The organism is Kribbella sp. NPDC048928 (assembly GCF_043197975.1).
Taxonomy (GTDB): Bacteria; Actinomycetota; Actinomycetes; order Propionibacteriales; family Kribbellaceae; genus Kribbella.
This window is the reverse complement of the sequence record NZ_JBICUC010000002.1, coordinates 1,192,617-1,211,500: the sequence shown is the minus strand read 5'-3', so window position 1 is coordinate 1,211,500 and position 18,884 is coordinate 1,192,617. Positions and strand designations below refer to the sequence as shown.

Annotated in this window: 16 protein-coding genes and 1 pseudogene; 11 read left to right on the top strand and 6 right to left on the bottom strand. The window is 69.1% G+C overall.

What is annotated here, in order from left to right:
* Nucleotides 1–13 precede the first annotated feature (13 nt).
* Nucleotides 14–1,156 carry an MFS transporter gene (locus ACGFI6_RS12830; protein WP_393117864.1) on the top strand — a complete coding sequence of 381 codons (1,143 nt, stop codon included), beginning with the start codon at nt 14–16 and terminating at the stop codon, nt 1,154–1,156.
* A 162-nt stretch (nt 1,157–1,318) separates the two neighbouring features.
* Here ACGFI6_RS12830 and ACGFI6_RS12825 read toward each other — a convergent pair whose 3' ends face one another.
* The gene (locus tag ACGFI6_RS12825) at nt 1,319–2,974 is read right to left on the bottom strand and encodes a serine/threonine-protein kinase (protein WP_393117863.1); all 1,656 of its coding nucleotides are present in this window, start codon (nt 2,972–2,974) and stop codon (nt 1,319–1,321) included.
* Between the two features lie 61 nt (nt 2,975–3,035).
* On the opposite strand from ACGFI6_RS12825, the gene ACGFI6_RS12820 reads away from it, so the two are divergent.
* The 6 genes and pseudogenes from ACGFI6_RS12820 (at nt 3,036) to ACGFI6_RS12795 (ending at nt 8,887) form a co-directional block, all read left to right on the top strand.
* Nucleotides 3,036–3,596 carry an RNA polymerase sigma factor gene (locus tag ACGFI6_RS12820; RefSeq protein ID WP_393117861.1) on the top strand — a complete coding sequence of 187 codons (561 nt, stop codon included), beginning with the start codon at nt 3,036–3,038 and terminating at the stop codon, nt 3,594–3,596.
* Nucleotides 3,597–3,660: 64 nt separating this feature from the next.
* Nucleotides 3,661–4,890 carry an MFS transporter gene (locus tag ACGFI6_RS12815; protein WP_393117860.1) on the top strand — a complete coding sequence of 410 codons (1,230 nt, stop codon included), beginning with the start codon at nt 3,661–3,663 and terminating at the stop codon, nt 4,888–4,890.
* A gap of 45 nt (nt 4,891–4,935) precedes the next feature.
* Nucleotides 4,936–5,940 carry a dihydroxyacetone kinase subunit DhaK gene (gene dhaK / locus ACGFI6_RS12810; RefSeq protein WP_393117858.1) on the top strand — a complete coding sequence of 335 codons (1,005 nt, stop codon included), beginning with the start codon at nt 4,936–4,938 and terminating at the stop codon, nt 5,938–5,940.
* Between the two features lie 2 nt (nt 5,941–5,942).
* The gene (gene dhaL / locus ACGFI6_RS12805; RefSeq protein WP_393118120.1) at nt 5,943–6,557 is read left to right on the top strand and encodes a dihydroxyacetone kinase subunit DhaL; all 615 of its coding nucleotides are present in this window, start codon (nt 5,943–5,945) and stop codon (nt 6,555–6,557) included.
* Nucleotides 6,554–6,964: pseudogene (gene dhaM, locus ACGFI6_RS12800) on the top strand (dihydroxyacetone kinase phosphoryl donor subunit DhaM); the annotation flags it as partial. The gene dhaL and the pseudogene dhaM, both read left to right, overlap by 4 nt.
* Nucleotides 6,965–6,970: 6 nt before the next feature.
* Complete coding sequence (locus ACGFI6_RS12795; protein ID WP_393118118.1) at nt 6,971–8,887, top strand: HPr family phosphocarrier protein; 1,917 nt, start codon at nt 6,971–6,973, stop codon at nt 8,885–8,887.
* Here ACGFI6_RS12795 and ACGFI6_RS12790 read toward each other — a convergent pair.
* On the bottom strand, nt 8,866–9,522 hold the full coding sequence (locus ACGFI6_RS12790; protein ID WP_393117856.1) for a hypothetical protein: 657 nt from the start codon (nt 9,520–9,522) through the stop codon (nt 8,866–8,868). The genes ACGFI6_RS12795 and ACGFI6_RS12790 overlap by 22 nt on opposite strands.
* A complete protein-coding gene (locus ACGFI6_RS12785) occupies nt 9,519–10,061 on the bottom strand; it encodes a GNAT family N-acetyltransferase (protein WP_393117855.1) in 543 nt (180 codons plus the stop codon). The genes ACGFI6_RS12790 and ACGFI6_RS12785 overlap by 4 nt, the downstream gene beginning before the upstream one ends.
* A gap of 225 nt (nt 10,062–10,286) precedes the next feature.
* Here ACGFI6_RS12785 and ACGFI6_RS12780 point away from each other — a divergent pair, with 225 nt between their 5' ends.
* Both ACGFI6_RS12780 and ACGFI6_RS12775 read left to right on the top strand, forming a co-directional pair.
* Entirely contained in the window at nt 10,287–10,895 is a 609-nt protein-coding gene (locus tag ACGFI6_RS12780; protein WP_393117853.1) for an RNA polymerase sigma factor, read from the top strand.
* The gene (locus tag ACGFI6_RS12775; RefSeq protein ID WP_393117851.1) at nt 10,882–11,709 is read left to right on the top strand and encodes a hypothetical protein; all 828 of its coding nucleotides are present in this window, start codon (nt 10,882–10,884) and stop codon (nt 11,707–11,709) included. The genes ACGFI6_RS12780 and ACGFI6_RS12775 overlap by 14 nt, the downstream gene beginning before the upstream one ends.
* Here ACGFI6_RS12775 and ACGFI6_RS12770 read toward each other — a convergent pair.
* The gene (locus tag ACGFI6_RS12770) at nt 11,702–14,131 is read right to left on the bottom strand and encodes a beta-L-arabinofuranosidase domain-containing protein (protein WP_393117849.1); all 2,430 of its coding nucleotides are present in this window, start codon (nt 14,129–14,131) and stop codon (nt 11,702–11,704) included. The two genes, ACGFI6_RS12775 and ACGFI6_RS12770, sit on opposite strands and share 8 nt — an antisense overlap.
* 173 nt (nt 14,132–14,304) lie before the next feature.
* On the opposite strand from ACGFI6_RS12770, the gene ACGFI6_RS12765 reads away from it, so the two are divergent.
* Nucleotides 14,305–15,276: a LacI family DNA-binding transcriptional regulator gene (locus ACGFI6_RS12765; protein ID WP_393117848.1), complete on the top strand. Its 972-nt coding sequence runs from the start codon at nt 14,305–14,307 to the stop codon at nt 15,274–15,276.
* On the opposite strand, the gene ACGFI6_RS12760 is transcribed toward ACGFI6_RS12765, so the two are convergent.
* The gene (locus tag ACGFI6_RS12760) at nt 15,265–15,759 is read right to left on the bottom strand and encodes a DUF1707 domain-containing protein (RefSeq protein WP_393117846.1); all 495 of its coding nucleotides are present in this window, start codon (nt 15,757–15,759) and stop codon (nt 15,265–15,267) included. The two genes, ACGFI6_RS12765 and ACGFI6_RS12760, sit on opposite strands and share 12 nt — an antisense overlap.
* Nucleotides 15,760–15,955: 196 nt before the next feature.
* Between ACGFI6_RS12760 and ACGFI6_RS12755 the strand changes: the two genes are divergently transcribed.
* On the top strand, nt 15,956–16,582 hold the full coding sequence (locus ACGFI6_RS12755; RefSeq protein WP_393117844.1) for a hypothetical protein: 627 nt from the start codon (nt 15,956–15,958) through the stop codon (nt 16,580–16,582).
* A gap of 40 nt (nt 16,583–16,622) precedes the next feature.
* Here the strand turns inward: ACGFI6_RS12755 and purL are convergent, their stop codons facing one another.
* On the bottom strand, nt 16,623–18,884 hold the full coding sequence (gene purL, locus ACGFI6_RS12750) for a phosphoribosylformylglycinamidine synthase subunit PurL (RefSeq protein ID WP_393117843.1): 2,262 nt from the start codon (nt 18,882–18,884) through the stop codon (nt 16,623–16,625).

Sequence of the window (18,884 nt, the reverse complement as noted above, 5' to 3'; positions counted from 1 at the left end):
GAACTTGGGGAGCATGCTGCTCGCACTGTTGTGTGTCGGGATCTTTCTGATCCAGCTGGACGTGACCGTGGTCAACGTCGCCCTGCCGACGATCCGCCTCGACCTCGCCACCAGCCTCACCGGACAGCAGTGGGTCGTTGCGGCGTACATGATCGCGCTGGCCGTCCTCCTGCTCCCGTTCGGCGCGCTAGGCGACCGCATCGGCCATCGACGCGTACTGCTGACCGGCCTGACCGTCTTCGGCCTCGCATCGCTCGCCTGCGGCGTAGCGCCCACGATCGAGTTACTCGTCGCCGCACGCGCCCTGCAGGGTGTTGGCGCCGCACTGCTGCTCCCAGGCACGCTGGCGGTCATTACGAACCTGTACGTCGACAGGGCCGCAAGAGCACGTGCCGTCGGCATCTGGTCAGGCGCTGGTGCGCTGGCGTTGCCGTCCGGCCCACTGCTCGGCGGGGCCCTGGTGGCCGGGCTGGGGTGGCGGGCCGTGTTCCTCATCAACCTGCCGATCATCGCCGTCGGGTTCCCGCTGGCCTGGCGGCTCGTCCCCGGACGGCAGACGCACGACGAGCGTCCCAGGACCCGGTTGCGGATCGGACCGGACTTCGTCGGCGCCAACGTGATCGCGGGCCTGATGAACTTCGTCGGGCTGGGAACCGTCCTGGTGCTCACGCTCTATCTGCAGGAACACCTGTCCCACAAGGCGTTCCGGGCCGGGCTCGAGCTCATCCCGCTCTTCCTGCCGCTGGCTGTACTGGGACCAGTCTCCGGCCGCATCACCGCCCGGTACGGTCCGCGGCTACCGATGTCCATCGGGCTGATCCTCGGCGTCGTCGGATCCGCCAGCCTGCTTCGCATCCACGACACCAGCGGCTACGCGGCTGTCGTACCGGTGCAGCTCGGCCTAGGTCTCGGCATGGGCTTCCTGACAGCCGCCGTGGTGCACGCCGCCATCGCCGCGCTGCCAACGGACCGCGCGGGCCTGGCCAGCGGCGTCAACAACACCAGTCGACAGGCAGTCGGGGCCATGGGCATTGGTGTGTACGGTGCTGCGCTCGGCCACTCCCCCAGCTTCGTCAGCGGACTGCACGTACTGGGCTGGCTCGGCGCGGGCCTCTGGGCGGCTGCCCTGGGCATCACCTGGCTGACTGTGGAGTGAGGTCAGTCGACTGGCCAGATGGCGCGGAAGATCGTGGAGCGGAGCCGGTAGAACCTGCCGCGTAGGGACTGGATCAGCGCCGGCGACGGGCGCAGCCGTTCGATCGGGAATCGCATGGGGACTTCCTGAGTCGGTGCAGGACCTGGTGTCCTAGCTGGTGTCCTAGCTGCTCCTGTAGTGCACCGTGTTGGCGATCTCGGTGGCGCGGACCTGACGGTCCCTGGGCACTGCCACCTGCACGAGCAGCGAGCCGCCGTCCCCGTAATCGACGACTCGTTGGAGCAGCACGATATCCGCACCGAAGCAGCGACTGGAAACCCGGTCGGTGACCATCTGTTCACCGACCGCATGGGAATTCGCGCCGCCGGGGTTCTCACACTGGTCACTCTCCGGCACCGCGAGCTTGGTCTTGGACACCCCGATGAACACGCCCGGCGAATGCCCCGACCAGTTGGCGTCCTTGCTGACGCGGAACGCCGGAGCGCTGTCGTTGCTGCCCGGCACGGTCCAGGGCGAGGTGGCCATCGACTGCGCCCAGGCGCGTGGCAGCTTGACCTGGAACCCGTCCTCCGCGACCGTGACCTCTTCGCGGCCGGCCAGGTACCACTGACCGCCGTACCCGGCGCCGCCGCCGACCACGAGTGCCAGCAGGGCCGCGACGACCCAGCGACCCCGTCGCTTCTTCCGCGGGGCGCCGGTCGTCGACGCCGCCTCGGTCCTTGCCTGAGCAGCAGCCTCGGACACCGCCTCGGACACCGCCCTGGATGCAGCCTCGGCCGCCGCGGGATCCCCGGCCGCCGGTCCGGTTGCTGGTTCAGCCTCCGGCTGGACCACTGGCTCGGTTGCGGCAGGTACGGCTTCGGTGGTCTCCGACGGGTCCGCGGGCTTCACGATCGTCGGCTGGTTCGCGTCGCTGAGCGCGGTCAGGTCGTTCGGATCGTCCGCGTCACCGGGTCCGCCGGCGATGTGGACGGTCTCGCGTTCGGAGAGTGGGAGGTCGCGGGTGTTCTCGTCGAGCGCGCCGACGAGCTGCTTGGTGAACGTCTGCACGTCCGGCCAGCGCTTCTCGCGGTCCGGCTCCAGGGCGCGGACGATGGCGGCGTCGACCTGGCTCGGCAGGTCGAACCCGAGCGAGCTCGGCGGCGGCGCCACCTCGACCCGGCTGGCCGCGCCCAGCCCGTCCACCTGGTGCGGGGAGCGCCCGGTGAGTGCGGCGTACGCGACGGCTCCCAGCGAGTACTGGTCGGCGCGCTGGTCGAGCCGCTCGCCCAGCGCCTGCTCAGGAGCGACGTACGACGGCGTACCGCCGGGCATCGTGATCCGCGAGACCTCGTCGAGCGACTTGCCCAGACCGAGGTCGGACAGCACCGCCCGTTCACCCTCGTCGGTACTGCGGAACAGCACGTTCGCCGGCTTGACGTCGCGGTGCAGCAGCCCGCGCCGGTGCAGCGCCTGCAGGCCGCGACCGACCTGGACGACCACGTCGACCGCCTCGGGCAGGGGCAGCGGCTTCTGCTTCAGGCGGTCGGCCAGCGTGCCGCGGTCGGCGTACGTGAGCACCAGGAACGGCCGCCCGTCCTCGAGCTCGCCGACGTCGTGCACCTGGACGACGTGCTCGGACTCGACGCGGCGCAGGAACCGGCCCTCCTCGAGGAACCGGTGCCGGACCGAGTCGTCGTGGCCCCAGTTGTCGGCGAGCACCTTGATCGCCACTTCGGCGTCCAGCTGCTCGTCATGAGCCAGCCACACCGTGGCGAAACCGCCTGAGCCCAGGCGTCGGCGCACGACGTACCGACCGAGTCTGGTTGGGACCCCCATACAGGGCATTATGGGTCATTGGAGTGTCCCTTACCGGGGCCCATCGAGAGCAAAGGCGCAGATGAGCGAGAGCAGCGGCCCGACGGACGACCTTGCCACCCTCGCGGAGCGGGCCCAGGCGGGCGACAAGAACGCGATGGACGACCTGCTGCGGCAGGTGCATCCGCGCGTCCTCCGGATCTGCCGCAGCGTCCTGCCGTACTCCGCCGACGCCGAGGACGCCGCGCAGGAGGCACTGCTCAACATCGCCACCAAGATCAACACGTACTCGGGCCGCAGCAGCTTCTCCACCTGGGTGCACTCGGTCGCGGCGAACTCGGCCCGCTCGACGTACCGCAAGCTGAAGCGCGCCGCCCAGGCCGCCCACAACCCCGAGCAGCTGGAGCGCCCGGACCCGCGCACCACGAGCGTGATCGCGGGCACCCGCCTGGACCTCCTGGAGGCCCTGGAGACGCTCGAGCGCGACCGGCCGCAGATGGTCACCCCGCTGGTCCTGCGGGACGTGTACGGCCTGTCGTACGAGGAGATCGCCGCCGAGGTCGGCGCCCCGCTCGGCACCGTCAAGTCCCGAATCCACGACGCCCGCGAGGTCGTCCGCCCCCTACTCCGCCCCAAGGACTGATTGCATCAACCTGCAATGCATCGGGGCTGCTGTCTGAGCCTGGTGCGGGCATACGCTCCGGGTTATGTCTGCTCGGGGGTTGTTGCACAACGGTGATTACCTGAAGTTGCTGACCGGCCAGACGATCAGCTCGATCGGGTCGGCGATGAGCTCGTTCGTGTTCACGCTGCTCGGGCTGGCGATCACCGGTTCCCCGGTGCAGGCCGGTCTGGTCGGTACGGCAGCAGCGCTCGGCTCGATCATCGCGGCGCTGCCGGGTGGCGCCCTGGCCGACCGGTGGAGCCGGCGCCGGATCCTGATCGGCTACAGCTTCGTCGGGGCCGTGCTGTTCGGCTCGGTCGCCGTCGCCGGCTGGCTCGGGAAGCTGACCCTGCCTCATCTGCTGCTCGTCGGCCTGGTCAACGGCGCCGGGTACGCCATGTTCATGCCGGCCGAGTCCGGCGCGCTCCGGGAGATCGTCGCCCCGGAGGACATCAGTACCGCGCTCGCAGCCGCCCACGGCCGGCAGAACGTGTCGGCGCTGGCGGGCGCACCGCTGGGCGGCCTGCTGTACTCGGTGAGCCGGGCGATCCCGATCGCCGCCGACGCGGTCTCGTACCTGCTGATGGCCGTCATGCTCAGCACGATCCGGCACCCGTTGCCGGCCGCGAAGCCCGAGGGCGACGCGCACGAGCCGCTCCTGAAGGCGATCCGCTCCGGGCTGACCTGGCTGTTCCGTCAGCGCGACCTGCGGACGATCGCGGTCACCGCGACCCTGCTCAACTTCGCCGCCAACGGCACCATCCTGGTGCTGATCCTCAGCATGCAGCAGCGCGGCGTCCGGCCGTCGGTCATCGGCCTGCTCGAGACCGCGATGGGCGTCGGCGGGCTGGCCGGTGCGTTCGCGGCGCCCCGGCTGCTCGCCAAGTACAGCACCGGCAAGATCACGATCGTCGGCGCGTGGGTCGTCACGGTGACCTTTTCGGCGACGGCTGCGAGCACCTTGCCGGCCGTACTGATCGCCCTGCCGGCGATCGCCGTCTTCCTGCTGCCGGCGCTGAACTCGGGCCTGTTCGGCTACCAGATGCTGATCACTCCGAACCATCTGCAGGGCCGGGCGCAGAGCGCGTTCATGTTCATGTCGAACAGTGCGGCCCCGCTGGCGCCGTTCCTCGGTGGCGTCTTCCTGGGGACCCTGGGCGCCCGCACAGCACTGCTAGTTTTCGGAGCACTGCTAGCCGTGGGTGCGGTGCTACTCACGATCAGCAGCTCGATCCGGTCGATCCCGTTGCTCTCCGAGGTCGAGGCAGCCTGAAAGAGGGTCTCCCGTTCCGGGCGGGGGTGTGCTCAGATTAGGGGCATGAAGAAGCTCATCAACGACCCTGCCGATGTTGTGAGTGAGGCGCTGCGCGGGATGGCGGCAGCGCACCCGGACCGGCTCCGGGTGGACCTGGAGAACCGGATCGTCTACCGCAAGGACGCCCCGAGACCGGGGAAGGTCGGGCTGATCTCCGGCGGTGGGTCCGGGCACGAGCCGATGCACGGCGGGTTCGTCGGGACCGGGATGCTGGACGCGGCCTGCGCGGGCGAGGTCTTCACCTCCCCGGTGCCGGACCAGATGATGGCCGCCACCAAGGCCGTCGACACCGGTGCAGGCGTACTGCACATCGTGAAGAACTACACCGGCGACGTGATGAACTTCGAGATGGCCGCCGAACTGGCTGCCGCCGACGCCGGCACCGAGGTGCTGTCCGTGGTGACGAACGACGACGTCGCCGTCCAGGACAGCCTCTACACGGCCGGACGGCGTGGCGTCGGCGTCACCGTACTGCTGGAGAAGATCGTCGGTGCCGCCGCCGAGGAGGGCCGCTCGCTGCAGGAGGTGGCGGACCTGGCCAAGCGCGTCAACGACAACGGCCGCAGCATGGGGATGGCGCTCACGTCCTGCACGGTCCCGGCCGCGGGCAAGCCGACGTTCGAGCTGGCCGAGAACGAGATCGAGGTCGGCATCGGCATCCACGGCGAACCCGGCCGGCAACGGTTGCCGCTGGCCCCGGCCCGCGAGATCGCCGAGCTGCTCGTCGACCCGGTCGTCTCCGATCTCCCTTACCAGCAAGGCGATTCGGTGATCGCGTTCGTCAACGGCATGGGCGGTACGCCGCTGATCGAGCTGTACCTGATGTACAACGAGGTCGCCCAGCTGCTCGACCGGGCCGGCATCACGGTCGCCCGCTCGCTGGTCGGCAACTACATCACCTCACTCGAGATGGCCGGCTGCTCGGTCACCCTCCTGAAGGTGGACGACGAACTGGTACGTCTCTGGGACGCCCCGGTGAACACCCCCGGCCTACGCTGGGGCGCGTGAGCATGGGAGTGGATTCTTTCGTCGGCTGGCTGCGGGACGTGGCCGGGGTGCTGCACGAGAATGCGGCGTACCTGACCGAGCTGGATTCTGCGATCGGGGATGCCGATCACGGCGCGAACCTCGATCGCGGGTTCCAGGCGGTGGTCGCGGTGCTGGACGAGACGTCGTTCGAGAGCGCCGACGAGCTGCTGAAGAAGGCCGGGATGACGCTGGTCAGCAAGGTCGGTGGCGCGAGCGGGCCCCTGTACGGCACGTTCTTCCTGCGCTTCGGGACCGCGCTGGCGGGCGTCGACCTGACACCGGAGGCGATCGGCAAGGGACTGCACGCCGGTGTCGAGGGCGTGCTGGCGCGTGGCAAGGCAGAGCTCGGGGACAAGACGATGTACGACGCCTGGGCGCCTGCCCTGGAGGCGTACGACGCCGCGGTCGGATCCGGCCTCGGAGCAGCACTGACGGCGGCGGCCGAGGCGGCTGCGAAGGGCCGTGACGGGACGATCCCGATGGTGGCGCGCAAGGGCCGGGCGAGCTACCTCGGTGAGCGCAGCGTCGGACACCAGGACCCCGGCGCGACCAGTACGACGCTGATCTTGGAGTCCGCGGCTCGCACGCTGCCATGATCGGGATCGTGGTGGTGTCGCACAGCCGCGCGCTGGCTGATGCGGCGGTGGGGCTCGCTGCGGAGATGGTTGCCGAGGACAAGCGTCCGGTGGTCGCGGTGGCGGCCGGGTTGGATGCGACGACGTTCGGGACCGATGCAGTCGCGGTCTCGGAGGCAATCACGGCGGCGGACAGCGCGGACGGCGTGCTCGTACTGCTCGACCTCGGGTCGGCGATCTTGAGTGCGGAGCTGGCGCTGGAGTTTCTCGATCCAGAGGTTGCCGGCCGCGTACGACTGACGAGCGCGCCGTTGGTCGAGGGCCTGGTCGCGGCCGTTGTCACGGCGTCCACGGGCGCCTCGCTGGAGGCGGTTGCCGCCGAGGCTGCGCGCGGGCTGGCCGGGAAGCAGGATCATCTGGGCGACGTTCCGAGTGTGGCTGCGGCGATTGGTGTTGCTGATCGCAGCATTGAGGTTGTGGTGGGCAACGAGCACGGCTTGCACGCGCGGCCCGCTGCTCGATTGGTTGGCCTGCTCAACGGTTTTGACGCAACGGTGACGCTGACCGATCTCGACACCGGCAAGGGGCCGGTCGATGCAGGCAGTTTGAGCATGGTCGCGACGCTCAACGCGCAGCAGGGCCATCGGGTGCGGGTCGGAGCGAGTGGGCCGCAGGCCGCCGAAGTACTCGCTGCTGTTGAGGAATTGGCCGCTCAGGACTTCGGCGACGTGCGCGCGGAGGCCAGAGCTGCGGCGCCGTTGGCGGGTGGTTCCGGGCTGGACATCGCGATCGGACCGGCGGTGCTCGCGGACGTATCCGTCGATGTGAGCGGTTATGTTGCTGGCGACAACGAAGCTGACCGGCTGGACGAAGCGGTCCGGGCAGCGGCTGCCGAGCTCCACGAGCTGCGTGCCAACAGTCCCGAACACGGCGGCATCTTCGATGCTCATCTGGCCTTGCTGGACGACCATGCGGTCCTCGACGACGTACGGGCCGCGATCTCGCGCGGGGATTCCGCGCCGACGGCGTGGACGCAGGCGTACGACGAACTAGCGGCCAGGTTCGAAGGGCTGGACGACGCCTACCAGCGCGAGCGCGCCCAGGACGTCCGCTCCGTCCGCGACCGGGTCCTCCGCGCCCTCGCTGGATCCGCACAACCGTCTGCCTCAGCTCCGGCGGGTGCTGCGGCGGGGATTCTGGTGACGCCTGAGTTGGATGCGGCTACTGCTGCGGTGCTTGATGCGACGCGGTTTGCGGGCGTTGCGGTTCGGGCTGCCGGGACCACGGGGCACGGGGTGATCGTGGCTCGGTCGCGCGGGATCCCGTTGATGACGGGCATCGGGGACGTCGACGTACCGGCCGGCGCCGTGGTTGCGTTCGACGCGCGGACCGGGACGTTCGAGGTCGCGCCTGACGAGCAGCAGGTGCGGGCGACGATCGCCGAGCGCATCGGCGAACGGGAGCGTGCCGTCGCCGAGGCCGAAAGCCCGGCAACCACACGCGACGGCAGGACCATCGACGTACTGGTGAATGTCGGCGTTGTGCAGGACGCTGTCGAGGCGCGCGGTGCGGACGGGTCAGGGCTGGTGCGGACCGAGGTGTTGTTCGGGGACCGGCGTACGGCGCCCACCGTGGACGAGCAGGTCGCCGCGTACCGGGCGATCGCCGGCGCGCTCGGGAACAAGCCGATCACGATCCGGACCTGGGACATCGGCGGCGACAAGCCGTTGCCGTTCCTCCCGCAGGACAAGGAGCCGAACCCGTTCCTCGGCGAACGTGGTCTGCGCGTCTTCCGCCGCCGTCCCGAACTGCTCCGCGATCAACTCCAGGCGGTCCGCCGGATCGCGGCCGAGACGCCCGTGCATCTGATGTTCCCGATGGTGACGACCGCCGACGAGGTCGCCTGGGCGCTGGAGCTGCTCGGGCCGCGGGACGGTCTTGAGGTCGGCATCATGGTCGAGGTTCCGGCGGCCGCGCTGCGGGTCGCGACTCTGGCGAAGGACCTCGACTTCGTCAGCATCGGCACCAATGACCTCACGCAGTACACGACCGCGGCCGATCGCACGAACGCCGCGGTCGCACCGCTCGCGGACGGTCTTGATCCCGCAGTACTGCAGCTGATCGACCACGTGACGCGCAACGCCGGCGTACGCGTGGCCGTCTGTGGTGACCTAGCCAGCGACCCCCAGGCTGCCGTACTGCTGGCTGCCCTCGGCGTGACGGAGCTGAGCGCTGTCGGACCACAGGTGCCGTTGGTGAAGGCCCGGCTACGACAGGCCGACCTCAGTGAGGTCGACACTGCCACAGCGCTGGCTGCCCGCGATGCCGCTCAGGTGCGAGGCTTGCTGTAGTAGCGCAGCTCGACGAGGTTGAAGCCAGCGGTACGTTGCGGCTTCGCCGGGAGCGTGTAGGACTCGCCTGGCTCCAGGTAGGTCACGTCGGGGTGCGAGAGGTCCAGGTCGACGACCAGCGCCGGGTACGCGCCGGTGTGCCATGTGTAGGACTCGCCTGCCTCGGGGGTGACGTGCTGGACGCGTACGTCGTCCTCGTCGACCACGATCTTGGTGGGGATCTCGCCGGCCTGTTCGAAGCCCGCCTCGGCCGGGACGCCCGTGACCACGAAGTACGGGTCGCCGGAGGCCTCCTCGCCCAGGTCGAGCACCTCGATGAGGCGGTTGAGGTACAGGGCATCGCCGTCGTTCGTGAGCATGTGCACCGGTGAGACAGGCCGGTACACCGAGCCGCCGACGGTCTCGCTCAACTCACGGGCTGCACTGCCGTCCAGCCAGTCCATGTGGCACGGCGACGTCGACAGGCAGAGGACTACGTACGGGTTGTGGTGCAGGTGCCAGCCCTGCGCTTCACCCGCCTGCAGCTCCACCTCCCAGACCCGTACGCGCGAGTTCTTCAGCAGCACGCGGGTCCCGATCTCCCCCAGCACGACCTCGCTGCCGTCAGGGGCGGTGACAGTAGTACCGGCGGTCATGCGGTCTCCTCTATCGGTCGTTCCATCGCGACGCCGGCGAGCAGGGTCCCGTCCGGCATCGGTAGTTGAGCTGCCTCCACCTCAGTGAAGCCGAAGGCCTTGTAGAGCGGTACACCGGGCAGTGTGGCCATCAGTGCGAGCCGAGTGAAGCCCTCCGCGCGGGCGGCGTCCGTACACGCGTTCAGGATGGCGCGGCCGAGTCCACGCCGCGTCCAGTCCGCTCGTACGAACATCGCCCTGATCCTGGCTGGTTCGGTGGCCGGGTCCAGCAGCCGGGTGTCAGCTCCAGCGGTGCTTGCGTTGAACAGCTTGTTCCGCCGGCTCCACCCGCCGCACGCCACGACCTCCCCGCCTGCCTCCAGCACGTAGTAGGTGCCGTCGTCGATCAGAGCGGTGTCCAGCGTGGTGATGTGCTCAGCCGCACTGGCTGTCTGTACGGCGTCGTAGTACGCGGGGAACTGTGTCTCCACCGCAGCCCGAGCCAACTCAGCCACGGCAGCCCCGTCCCCCACCACCGCCAACCGCAACACAGCCTCCACACCCACACACTATCGGTGCTCCTTCAGCGCACCCCCGCTACGTCACACAGGAGCACGGCCAACCCCTCGGCTGGTGGGTTGGCACCCGGCATGCACAACGCCAACCCACCATCTCGAAGGTCAACCCCGGAGATGGTGAGCCCGCATGGTCATCTAACTCATACGGGAAGCTGCAATCCGCGGCGGGGTGAAATGGGTGGGAGGAGTGCTGGACATCAACCAGGTATGACGCTGATACCGATCGAGGCCCGGAGCGGGCCGGTGAGTGAGGGAGTCGTGCACGACCCGCCACCAGATGCGCGCCGGGAACGGTTCGAGCAGGTCTTCGCCGCACACCGGGACGCCGTCCTCGGCTATCTGCGCCGCCGGACCGACAGCGGTCACGACGCCGCCGATCTGGTCGCGGACACGTTCCTGGTGGCGTGGCGCCGGCTGGACGACGTACCGCAGGGCCCACAGGCCAGGCCCTGGCTGTACGGCGTTGCGCGCCGCGTGCTCGCCAACCATCGCCGAGGCGAGGGCCGCCGGCACGCACTGGCGACCAAGCTCTTGTCCGAGCAGCTGGCCGAGACGCCGAACATCCCGGCCCCGGACGACGGCCCCACCGCGCGAGCGTTCCGGCTGTTGCCGGAGCAGGACCGCGAGGTACTGACGCTGGTGGTGTGGGAGGAGCTCGACACCGCACAGGTAGCGACTGCCCTCGGCATCTCCCGTAACGCCGTACGGATCCGGCTGCATCGCGCCCGGAAGCGCTTCGCGAAATTGCTCACCGCACCACGCACACACGTCGCAGCCGCCACCCTGAAAGAAGGGGTCTCCCATGAAGACGCATGACATCGACGCCGCGGTCCGCGGCCTGAACCCGCACCGGGCCACCGACCAGGTCTCGGACGACGCCTGGGCCGAGCTGTCCGAGGCCGTCACCCGCACCGGCACCGACACCGCACCAACTGTGGTCAGGCACATGCCGCGGCGGCGGCTGGTGCTGGCCGCCGCCTGCACCCTGCTCATCGCCGGTGTCGTCGGAGCCACCCTGGTCAACCGCCCGCACCAGGACCAGCCGCAGGCGCTGTCGTTCACCGAGCGCGGCGACAAACTGATCGTCCGCGTCGTCGACCTCAACGCCGACCCGAAGCGCTACAACGAAGAGTTCAAGCGGATGGGGCTGAACGTCACGGTGAAGAGCCTCGCAGTCAGCCCGCCGTGGGTCGGCCAGATGATCACCTTCAGCGCCCGCGACGACGAGGAGATGGGCCAGATCGGCCGGGTCGAGGCAGGCGAGGACTGCAACGGCACACTGAACGCCTCGGACCCGGGCTGTCAGGAAGGTGTCGAGCTGCCGAAGAACTACAAGGGACACACTGAGATCGTGTTCGGCCGGCCCGCCAAGCCCGGTGAGATGTACTACCACTTCTCGAGCACGGCGACCGACAAGGGCGAGGTCCTGGCCGGGCTGACGGTGCGGAACAAGACCGTCGCCGAACTGCTGCCAGTGATCAAGGCTCGCGGCGTTCGCGAGGTCGAGTACACCGGCAGCGCCGACAACAAGCCACTGAAGTCGGTGCCCGGCAACTGGTATGTCGACAACGCCATGTCACCGGCCGATGGACTCGTGACCTTGTACGTCAGCCCGACACCGTTCAGGTAAGCAGGAGTTGTAGCAAGCCTCCTGAGTACGTCGGACGTAGCACGGCCTCCACTCGGACGTGCTGCGTCCGTACTGGTGTGAACGTGGTGTGGTTGAGCCGATCGCGTTCCACCTCGTACGGAGACGTGCTCTCGACCGGCCGCCATGTCTCCCCGTCCAGCCACAGCACGCGCCACGACTGCGGCACGCGGCACTCCCCGGCGCCGGTGTCGTCGAACCAGTACGCAGAGACGCTCGACAGCTCGCGCACCGACCGCAGGTCGTACTCGATCCACTCGGTCGTCCCCCGACGGTCCCACCACGTGAAGCGTGGAGTCGACGTGTCCGCAGAGGATTCCGGCGTACGGCCGGAGTCCGGCGCCTCGAGCGAGTCGCCGTCGTTCACGTGCGACGCGGTGATCCTGGTGCGGTAGGCCCACTCCTGACCCTGCGGGGAGACCTGTGGGAACGAGGTGATGCGCAGCCGGGCCGCTCCCATCGGGATGAGTGTCACAGTCTCCACAGGTGCTGCTGACTGCGCTGGACTCGGCTGCAGCAGTCCGACGACGTCCTCGGCGTCTGTCTCCCACTGTGCGATCCGCTGGGCCTGTGTGGTGAGTGCGAGCGGTACGCCGTCGTGGGTGAACGGGTTGTCCCCGGCGTTCCGTCGTACGACGTCAAACGATGCGCCCGCGACCAGGCCGTAGTTCCACGGGGACTCCGGATAGACGGACAGCTCGGGCCACTCCTCGGTGCCGCCGATCTGCTCGTAGCGCTCGTCGATCTGCAGTGAGTACGTCAGCGGACCACGGTCGACGGACACCGAGTCGTGGTTGTCGTCCCAGACCCGTGTGGTGGCACGCATCGGCAGCGTCAGCTCGACACGGTCGCCGTGGTGCCAGGTGCGCTCCACCTTCATCCAGTCACCAGTCGTGCGCACATGCTCCCCGTTGACCTTCACACTCGCACCAGCGGCCCATCCAGGACGCCTTAAGTACAAGGGGAATCGGACCGGCCGCTCCGGCTGCACCGTCAACGTGATGGTGTCCGAGAACGGGTAGTCCGTGTCCTGTACAACGCTCACGGTCTGTCCGTCCCCGACTGTCGCAGTCACCTTACTGGCGGCGTACATCGAGGCGGCCAGGCCGTTGTCGGTCGTCGCCAGCCACAGCTCCTGCACGTAGTACGGCCAGCCCATCCCGTAGTTGTGCGGACAGCACCTGTACTGGTGGACGCCGTACTTGTACGACCCCATTGCGAACGGGTTCTGGAACTGCCCGTGCTTCGGCTGGTCGTCGAGCTGCACGCTGTTCGCACAGGTGATGTAGTGCATCACCTGCTGCTGCGGGTCGTACGACGCCGGCAGTGAGTTGAACGCGAGCTCCTCACACCTGTCCGTCCAGGCGATGTCACCGGTGAAGCGGGTCAGCAGCTCGCAGCTGTGCATCAGCTCGACGATGCCGCACGTCTCGAACCCCTGCCGCGGGTCACCGAACCCGGGCCGCGAGTTCTCGTCCCCTGCGAACCCGCCACCAGGGAACTGACCGTACAGGCCCATCACCGTCGCATAGTTCCGGTAGGTCGCCTCGCGGTGCTTGGCGTCGCCGGACAGCAGCCAGTACTGCAGCGGCTCCCGGAACCCCTGCGCCAGGTTGACGTTGTGCCACGTGGGAATGCCGTCGACGTAGTCCGCGGACCCGTTGTGCATCTTCGTCACCAGGTCGAGCAGCCACAGCTCCCCGGTGCGGTTGTAGAGCCAGTACGCACTGTCGATGTTGTCGCCCCAGCGGAACGCACCCCACGACCGGTTGAACACCTCCGGCGGCTGCGTGTTCTGGAACCGCAGGTACTTCGTCATGAACGGAACGACCCGCTCGTCGCCCGAGTACTCGTACCAGGACCGGAACGCCGCCAGCAGCGGCATGCCCGGCCAGAAGTCCGGCCCGTTCTCCAGAGACGTACGCAACCGCTCCGGACCGAACCACCCGTCGGCGGCCTGCGTCGCGAGGATGCCCTCCATCCAGCGCTCGGTCCTGGTCAGCACGCCGGTGTTGCCCGTGACGTAACCGAGGTCGCCGAAGCCACGCAGCCAGTACGGCAACTCCTCCCAGGCACCCTGCGCCGGGTCGACCCAGCCATTGGTGTCGTAGACCAGGAAGTCCGAGATCTCGTCGTACCGGCCGCAGAGGCCGTTGACCTGCAGGTCGAGTTGCTGGGCCAGCCAGCCGCGCGGCTCGATCGCGCCGGGTGGCAGCTTCTGGAACGGGACGGGTCGCAGCGGCGCCCGTTGCGGGACGTAGTGCCCGCCGCGGCCGACGGGTGGTCCGGAGGGCCGGGCGGCGTCGGCGGAGGCCGGGTCGATGACGGTCACGGCAGCCGCCGCGGCCAGGGAGACACCAAGGAAGTCACGTCGGGGCATTCCTTCGGGGGTCGGTTCGGGCATGGTGCTGCCTTTCGTGTGACGGGGGCGGACATCACAGGACGGAAAGACCGCACACGTTTTCCGTCGTTGACAACGTAGGACTGCGGATCGCCCCGGTCAAGATCAAAGCCCAGGTCAGCTGGGTCTTCCAGGCACCGATGCTAGGCTGCGCGGCACGACCGGAAGGAAACACGATGAAACGGGCAGCGGTGCGGATGGTGGATGTCGCGGCGCTCGCCGGAGTGTCCGCCGGGACCGCGTCGAAGGCACTCAGCAACACCGGCCAGCTGAGCCAGGAGACCAGGGACCGGGTACGCCGGGCAGCCGCACAGCTCGGGTTCACGCCGGACACCCGTGGGCGCGCGCTCTCCTCCGGCCGTACGTACACGGTTGCACTGCTCACCACCGACAGTTCGGGCCGCTTCAGCATCCCGATCATGCGTGGCGTCGAGGACGTACTCAGCGCGGGCGAGCTGGCGACCGTACTGTGCGACACCCGCGACGACCCGCTGCGCGAGCAGACGTACCTGCGTTCACTCGTCGCGCGTGGCGTCGACGGCATCGTCGTCACGGGTCGCCGTACGGAGCCGCGGCCGCCCATCGACGTACCGCTGCCGGTCGTCTATGCGCTCGCCGCCTCCACGGATCCCGCGGACGCGTCGGTCATCGTCGACGACGCGGGTGGCGCGGCCGCCATCATCGAACACCTGCAGGGCCTGGGCCGGACGCGGATCGCCCACATCACCGGCCCGTCCAACCATCGCTCGGCCGTCGAACGCGCTCACGCCGTCGCCGGCGCGCTGTGCACCGAGCCGCTCTTCGGCGACTGGAGCGAACGCTGGGGGCGCCAGGCGACCGATCTGGTACTGCGTGAACACCCGGACGCGATCAGCTGTGGCAGCGACCAGATCGCCCGCGGCGTCTGCGATCGCCTGCGCGAGTTGGGTCGTACGGTGCCGGACGACCTCGCGGTGACCGGCTACGACAACTGGCCGGTGATGGCGCTAGCCAGCCGGCCGCCGCTGACCACCGTCGACCTGCGCCTCGAAGAGCTCGGCCGCCGCGCCGCGACCCTCCTCCTCGAGAAGATCGCCGGCACCGCACACCACGGCGTACTGGAACTCCCCGCCCAGCTGATCACCCGGGAGTCGACGCTAGGGTCCTGAGCGGCGGCGCTCTTCGCGCTGCGGGCGGGAGGCCCAGCGGTAGGTGAAGAAGATCCAGGCGAGCGCAGGCAGGCCGAAGATCGCGGCGGCGACCTCGCGCCCGAAGACCAGGAGCAGCAAGCCGACCAGCGCGAACGGCACCGCCATCCACACCGCGCCCGCGAACGCCGCCCACCGCCACTTCCCAGGTTTGCGCGGCTGCGGCTTGTAGAGCGACGGCGTCGGCAGCCCGGCGAAGATCGGCTGCAGGTCGCCGTGCGTGACAGCGTCGTTCAGCAGGTCGACGCGGCGGTGCAGCTCGTCCTCGTTCAGCCGGCCGATCGCGAACTGCTCGGCCAGCTCGTCCGTACAGACATGCCGTTCCTCGTCGGTGAGCCGGATGCCGGCCATCCGCCGCCGGGCCGCAACCTCCCGCGCCTCCTGACCAGCCGCCGTGGCAAACCCGATCAGGTCACCCGGCTTCACCGGCCGCCGTTCCGCCATCCCACCTCACCTCACCCTCGTCCCTGTCGAGTGTGCCAGATGGACCGAAGAGTGGTCTGACGCTCCGGAGCGGCCGTTCGGTTGCCGCACCGGCAGCGACGTTGATCACAGAATCGGCGATCAACCTCGCTCGCGCGCCAAGTCATCTTTGATCGCGACGGGCCGAACGGTGCCCCACTAGTTACGGAGAACGACCATGAAGAAGCTTTCCGCCCGGGTACTGGCCGGCACCGCGATCCTCGCCTCCGCAGGGCTGCTGGTCGGCATCGCGCCGAGCGACGCGGCCGTCACCACCCGGGCCGCCGTCAGCGCGCACACCAAGCCTGCGCTGAACCCGGCGAGCCTCAGCTACACGTACAAATGCTGGGGACACCCGGACAACTGCAACGTCTCGGTCTACGCCCCGAAGGGCTGGAAGTTCACCCAGCTCAGCGTGGCGCACGCGAAGTTCACCGACAGCTCGAACACCTGGATGCTCCGGGTCGACGGCAGCCTCGGCGGCAAGGTCAGCACGAACACCGCGGCGCAGCAGCGGGTGAAGGCACTGCACAGCACGCCCGGCCTGAAGATCGTCTCCCGCGCCCACGGCACGGTGAAGTCCGAGGTTCCGTGGAGCACGCCGCCGGTCGCCTACACCAGCCTGACCTACACCTACCGCGACGGCGCCCGCGGACAGCGCTGGGTCTCGACGCGCTTCGTGGACACGTACACGCAGGGCAAGCACGCGTACATCGAGATCACCGTCGCGGGCCGCCCGCAGGACCAGGCCGGACTCAACCGCGTGCTGGCCAAGGCCACCCAGTGGGTCGCCCTGGTCGGCTGACCTGATCGACCCGGGCACTCAAGGTGCCCGGGTCAACCAGTCAGTTGAGGACTGCGGGGAGGGTCGCGGTCCAGGCCGTACGCAGCTCGGACAGCGGGATCTCGAACTGGTCCTGGACATCCAGGGTGTCGCCCGTGATGACGCCGATCTTCGCGTGCGGGAAGCGGCGCGCGGTGCACATGTCGGTGAACCGGACCTCTTCCGTCCGCGGTACGGCGACCACCGCGCGGCCCGCCGACTCCGCGAAGAGGAACAGGAACGGGTCCAGCCCGTCCGGCGCCCACACCCGCGCGCCGACACCGGCGCGCAGCGCGGACTCGACCAGCGTCTGCGCGACACCGCCGTCGCTGACGTCGTGCGCCGCGTCGATCAGCCCGTCCCGCGAGGCGTTGATCAGGATGTCGGCCAACTGCTTCTCGGCCTCGAGGTCCACCGCCGGCGGCCGGCCGCCGAGGTGGCCGTGCACGACGTGGGCCCACTCGGACCCGGACAGCTCCTCCTCGGTCTCACCGAGCAGGTAGAGCTGGTGGCCCTCCATGTCCGCGGTGAACCCGATCGGCGTCCGCCGGGTGACGTCGTCGATCACGCCCAGCACGCCGATCACGGGGGTCGGCAGGATCGGGGTCTCGCCGGTCTGGTTGTAGAACGACACGTTCCCGCCGGTGACCGGGATGCCGAGCTCCTTGCAGCCGTCGACCAGGCCACGGATCGCCTCGGTGAACTGCCACATCACGCCCGGGTCCTCCGGGGAGCCGAAGTTCAGGCAGTCGGTGACCGCGGCCGGGCGGGCGCCGGTGGTGGCGACGTTCCGGTACGACTCCGCGAGCGCGAGCTTCGCGCCGGTGTACGGGTCGAGCTTGGCGAACCGTCCGTTGCAGTCGGTGGAGACCGCGACGCCGAGGCCGCTGGTCTCGTCGACCCGGATCATGCCGCTGTCCTCGGGCTGCGCGAGCACCGAGTTGCCGAGCACGTACCGGTCGTACTGGTCGGTGACCCAGGACTTGTCGCAAAGGTTGGGCGAGGCAACGAGTTTCAGCAGCGTGTCCCGGAGCTCCGCGCCACTGCTTGCCCGCGGCAACTTCTCGGCACCGTCGGACTGCAGTGCGTCCTGCCAGTCCGGCCGGACGTAGGGCCGGTCGTAGACCGGTCCCTCGTGCGCGACCGTCTCCGGCAGCACGTCGACGACCCGCTCGCCGTGCCAGTCGATCTCCAGCCGGCCGGTGTCGGTCACCTCACCGATCACGTCGGCCTGAACGTCCCACTTGGCGCAGATCTTCAGGAACGCCTCGACGTTGTCCGGCGTGACGCAGGCCATCATCCGTTCCTGCGACTCGCTCATCAGGATCTCTTCCGGCGACAGCGAGGCGTCCCGCAGCGGCACCTTGTCCAGCGACACCCACATGCCGCCGTCGCCCGCGCTGGCCAGCTCGGAGGTCGCGCAGGACAGGCCGCCACCACCGAGGTCCTGAATACCCTCGACGACGTTCGCGGCGAAGAGCTCGAGCGTGCACTCGATCAGCAGCTTCTCCATGAACGGGTCGCCGACCTGGACCGCCGGGCGCTTGGTCGGGCCGCCCTCCGCGAAGGTCTCGCTGGCCAGCACCGACACGCCACCGATCCCGTCGCCGCCGGTCTTGGCGCCGTACAGGATCATCTGGTTGCCGACGCCGGTCGCGTTCGCCAGGTGCAGGTCCTCGTGGCGCATCACGCCGACACACAGCGCGTTCACCAGCGGGTTGCCGGCGTACGTCGGGTCGAAGACCACCTCGCCGCCGATGTTCGGCAGGCCGAGGCTGTTGCCGTACCCACCGACGCCGGACACGATGCCGGGCAGCACGCGCTTGGTGTCCGGTGCGTCCAGCGGGCCGAAGCGCAGCGGGTCCATCACGGCAACCGGGCGGGCGCCCATCGCGATGATGTCGCGGACGATGCCGCCGACCCCGGTCGCCGCGCCCTGGTACGGCTCGACGTACGACGGGTGGTTGTGCGACTCGACCTTGAACGTGACGGCGTACCCCTCGCCGATGTCGATGACGCCGGCGTTCTCACCGATGCCGGCCAGCATCTTCCCGGCCGGGGTCTCCTGCGGGATCTCGCCGAACTTGCGCAGGTGCACCTTGGACGACTTGTACGAGCAGTGCTCGCTCCACATCACCGAGTACATCGCCAGCTCGCAGCTGGTCGGGCGGCGCCCGAGGATGTCCCGGATCCGCTGGTACTCGTCCGGCTTCAGCCCGAGCTCAGCCCACGGCTGCTCGACGTCCGGCGTGTTGCTCGCGTTGTTAACGGTGTCGGTGGACAA

Excerpts from the sequence above, each read along its gene's own strand:
- dhaL (WP_393118120.1), top strand. The coding sequence starts at position 5,943 with ATGGGAGTGGATTCTTTCGTCGGCTGGCTGCGGGACGTGGCCGGGGTG.
- dhaK (WP_393117858.1), top strand. The coding sequence starts at position 4,936 with ATGAAGAAGCTCATCAACGACCCTGCCGATGTTGTGAGTGAGGCGCTG.
- ACGFI6_RS12770 (WP_393117849.1), bottom strand. The coding sequence starts at position 14,131 with ATGCCCGAACCGACCCCCGAAGGAATGCCCCGACGTGACTTCCTTGGT.
- ACGFI6_RS12790 (WP_393117856.1), bottom strand. The coding sequence starts at position 9,522 with ATGACCGCCGGTACTACTGTCACCGCCCCTGACGGCAGCGAGGTCGTG.
- ACGFI6_RS12775 (WP_393117851.1), top strand. The coding sequence starts at position 10,882 with ATGAAGACGCATGACATCGACGCCGCGGTCCGCGGCCTGAACCCGCAC.
- ACGFI6_RS12755 (WP_393117844.1), top strand. The coding sequence starts at position 15,956 with ATGAAGAAGCTTTCCGCCCGGGTACTGGCCGGCACCGCGATCCTCGCC.
- ACGFI6_RS12815 (WP_393117860.1), top strand. The coding sequence starts at position 3,661 with ATGTCTGCTCGGGGGTTGTTGCACAACGGTGATTACCTGAAGTTGCTG.
- ACGFI6_RS12780 (WP_393117853.1), top strand. The coding sequence starts at position 10,287 with ATGACGCTGATACCGATCGAGGCCCGGAGCGGGCCGGTGAGTGAGGGA.
- ACGFI6_RS12825 (WP_393117863.1), bottom strand. The coding sequence starts at position 2,974 with ATGGGGGTCCCAACCAGACTCGGTCGGTACGTCGTGCGCCGACGCCTG.
- ACGFI6_RS12765 (WP_393117848.1), top strand. The coding sequence starts at position 14,305 with ATGAAACGGGCAGCGGTGCGGATGGTGGATGTCGCGGCGCTCGCCGGA.
- ACGFI6_RS12760 (WP_393117846.1), bottom strand. The coding sequence starts at position 15,759 with ATGGCGGAACGGCGGCCGGTGAAGCCGGGTGACCTGATCGGGTTTGCC.
- ACGFI6_RS12820 (WP_393117861.1), top strand. The coding sequence starts at position 3,036 with ATGAGCGAGAGCAGCGGCCCGACGGACGACCTTGCCACCCTCGCGGAG.
- ACGFI6_RS12830 (WP_393117864.1), top strand. The coding sequence starts at position 14 with ATGCTGCTCGCACTGTTGTGTGTCGGGATCTTTCTGATCCAGCTGGAC.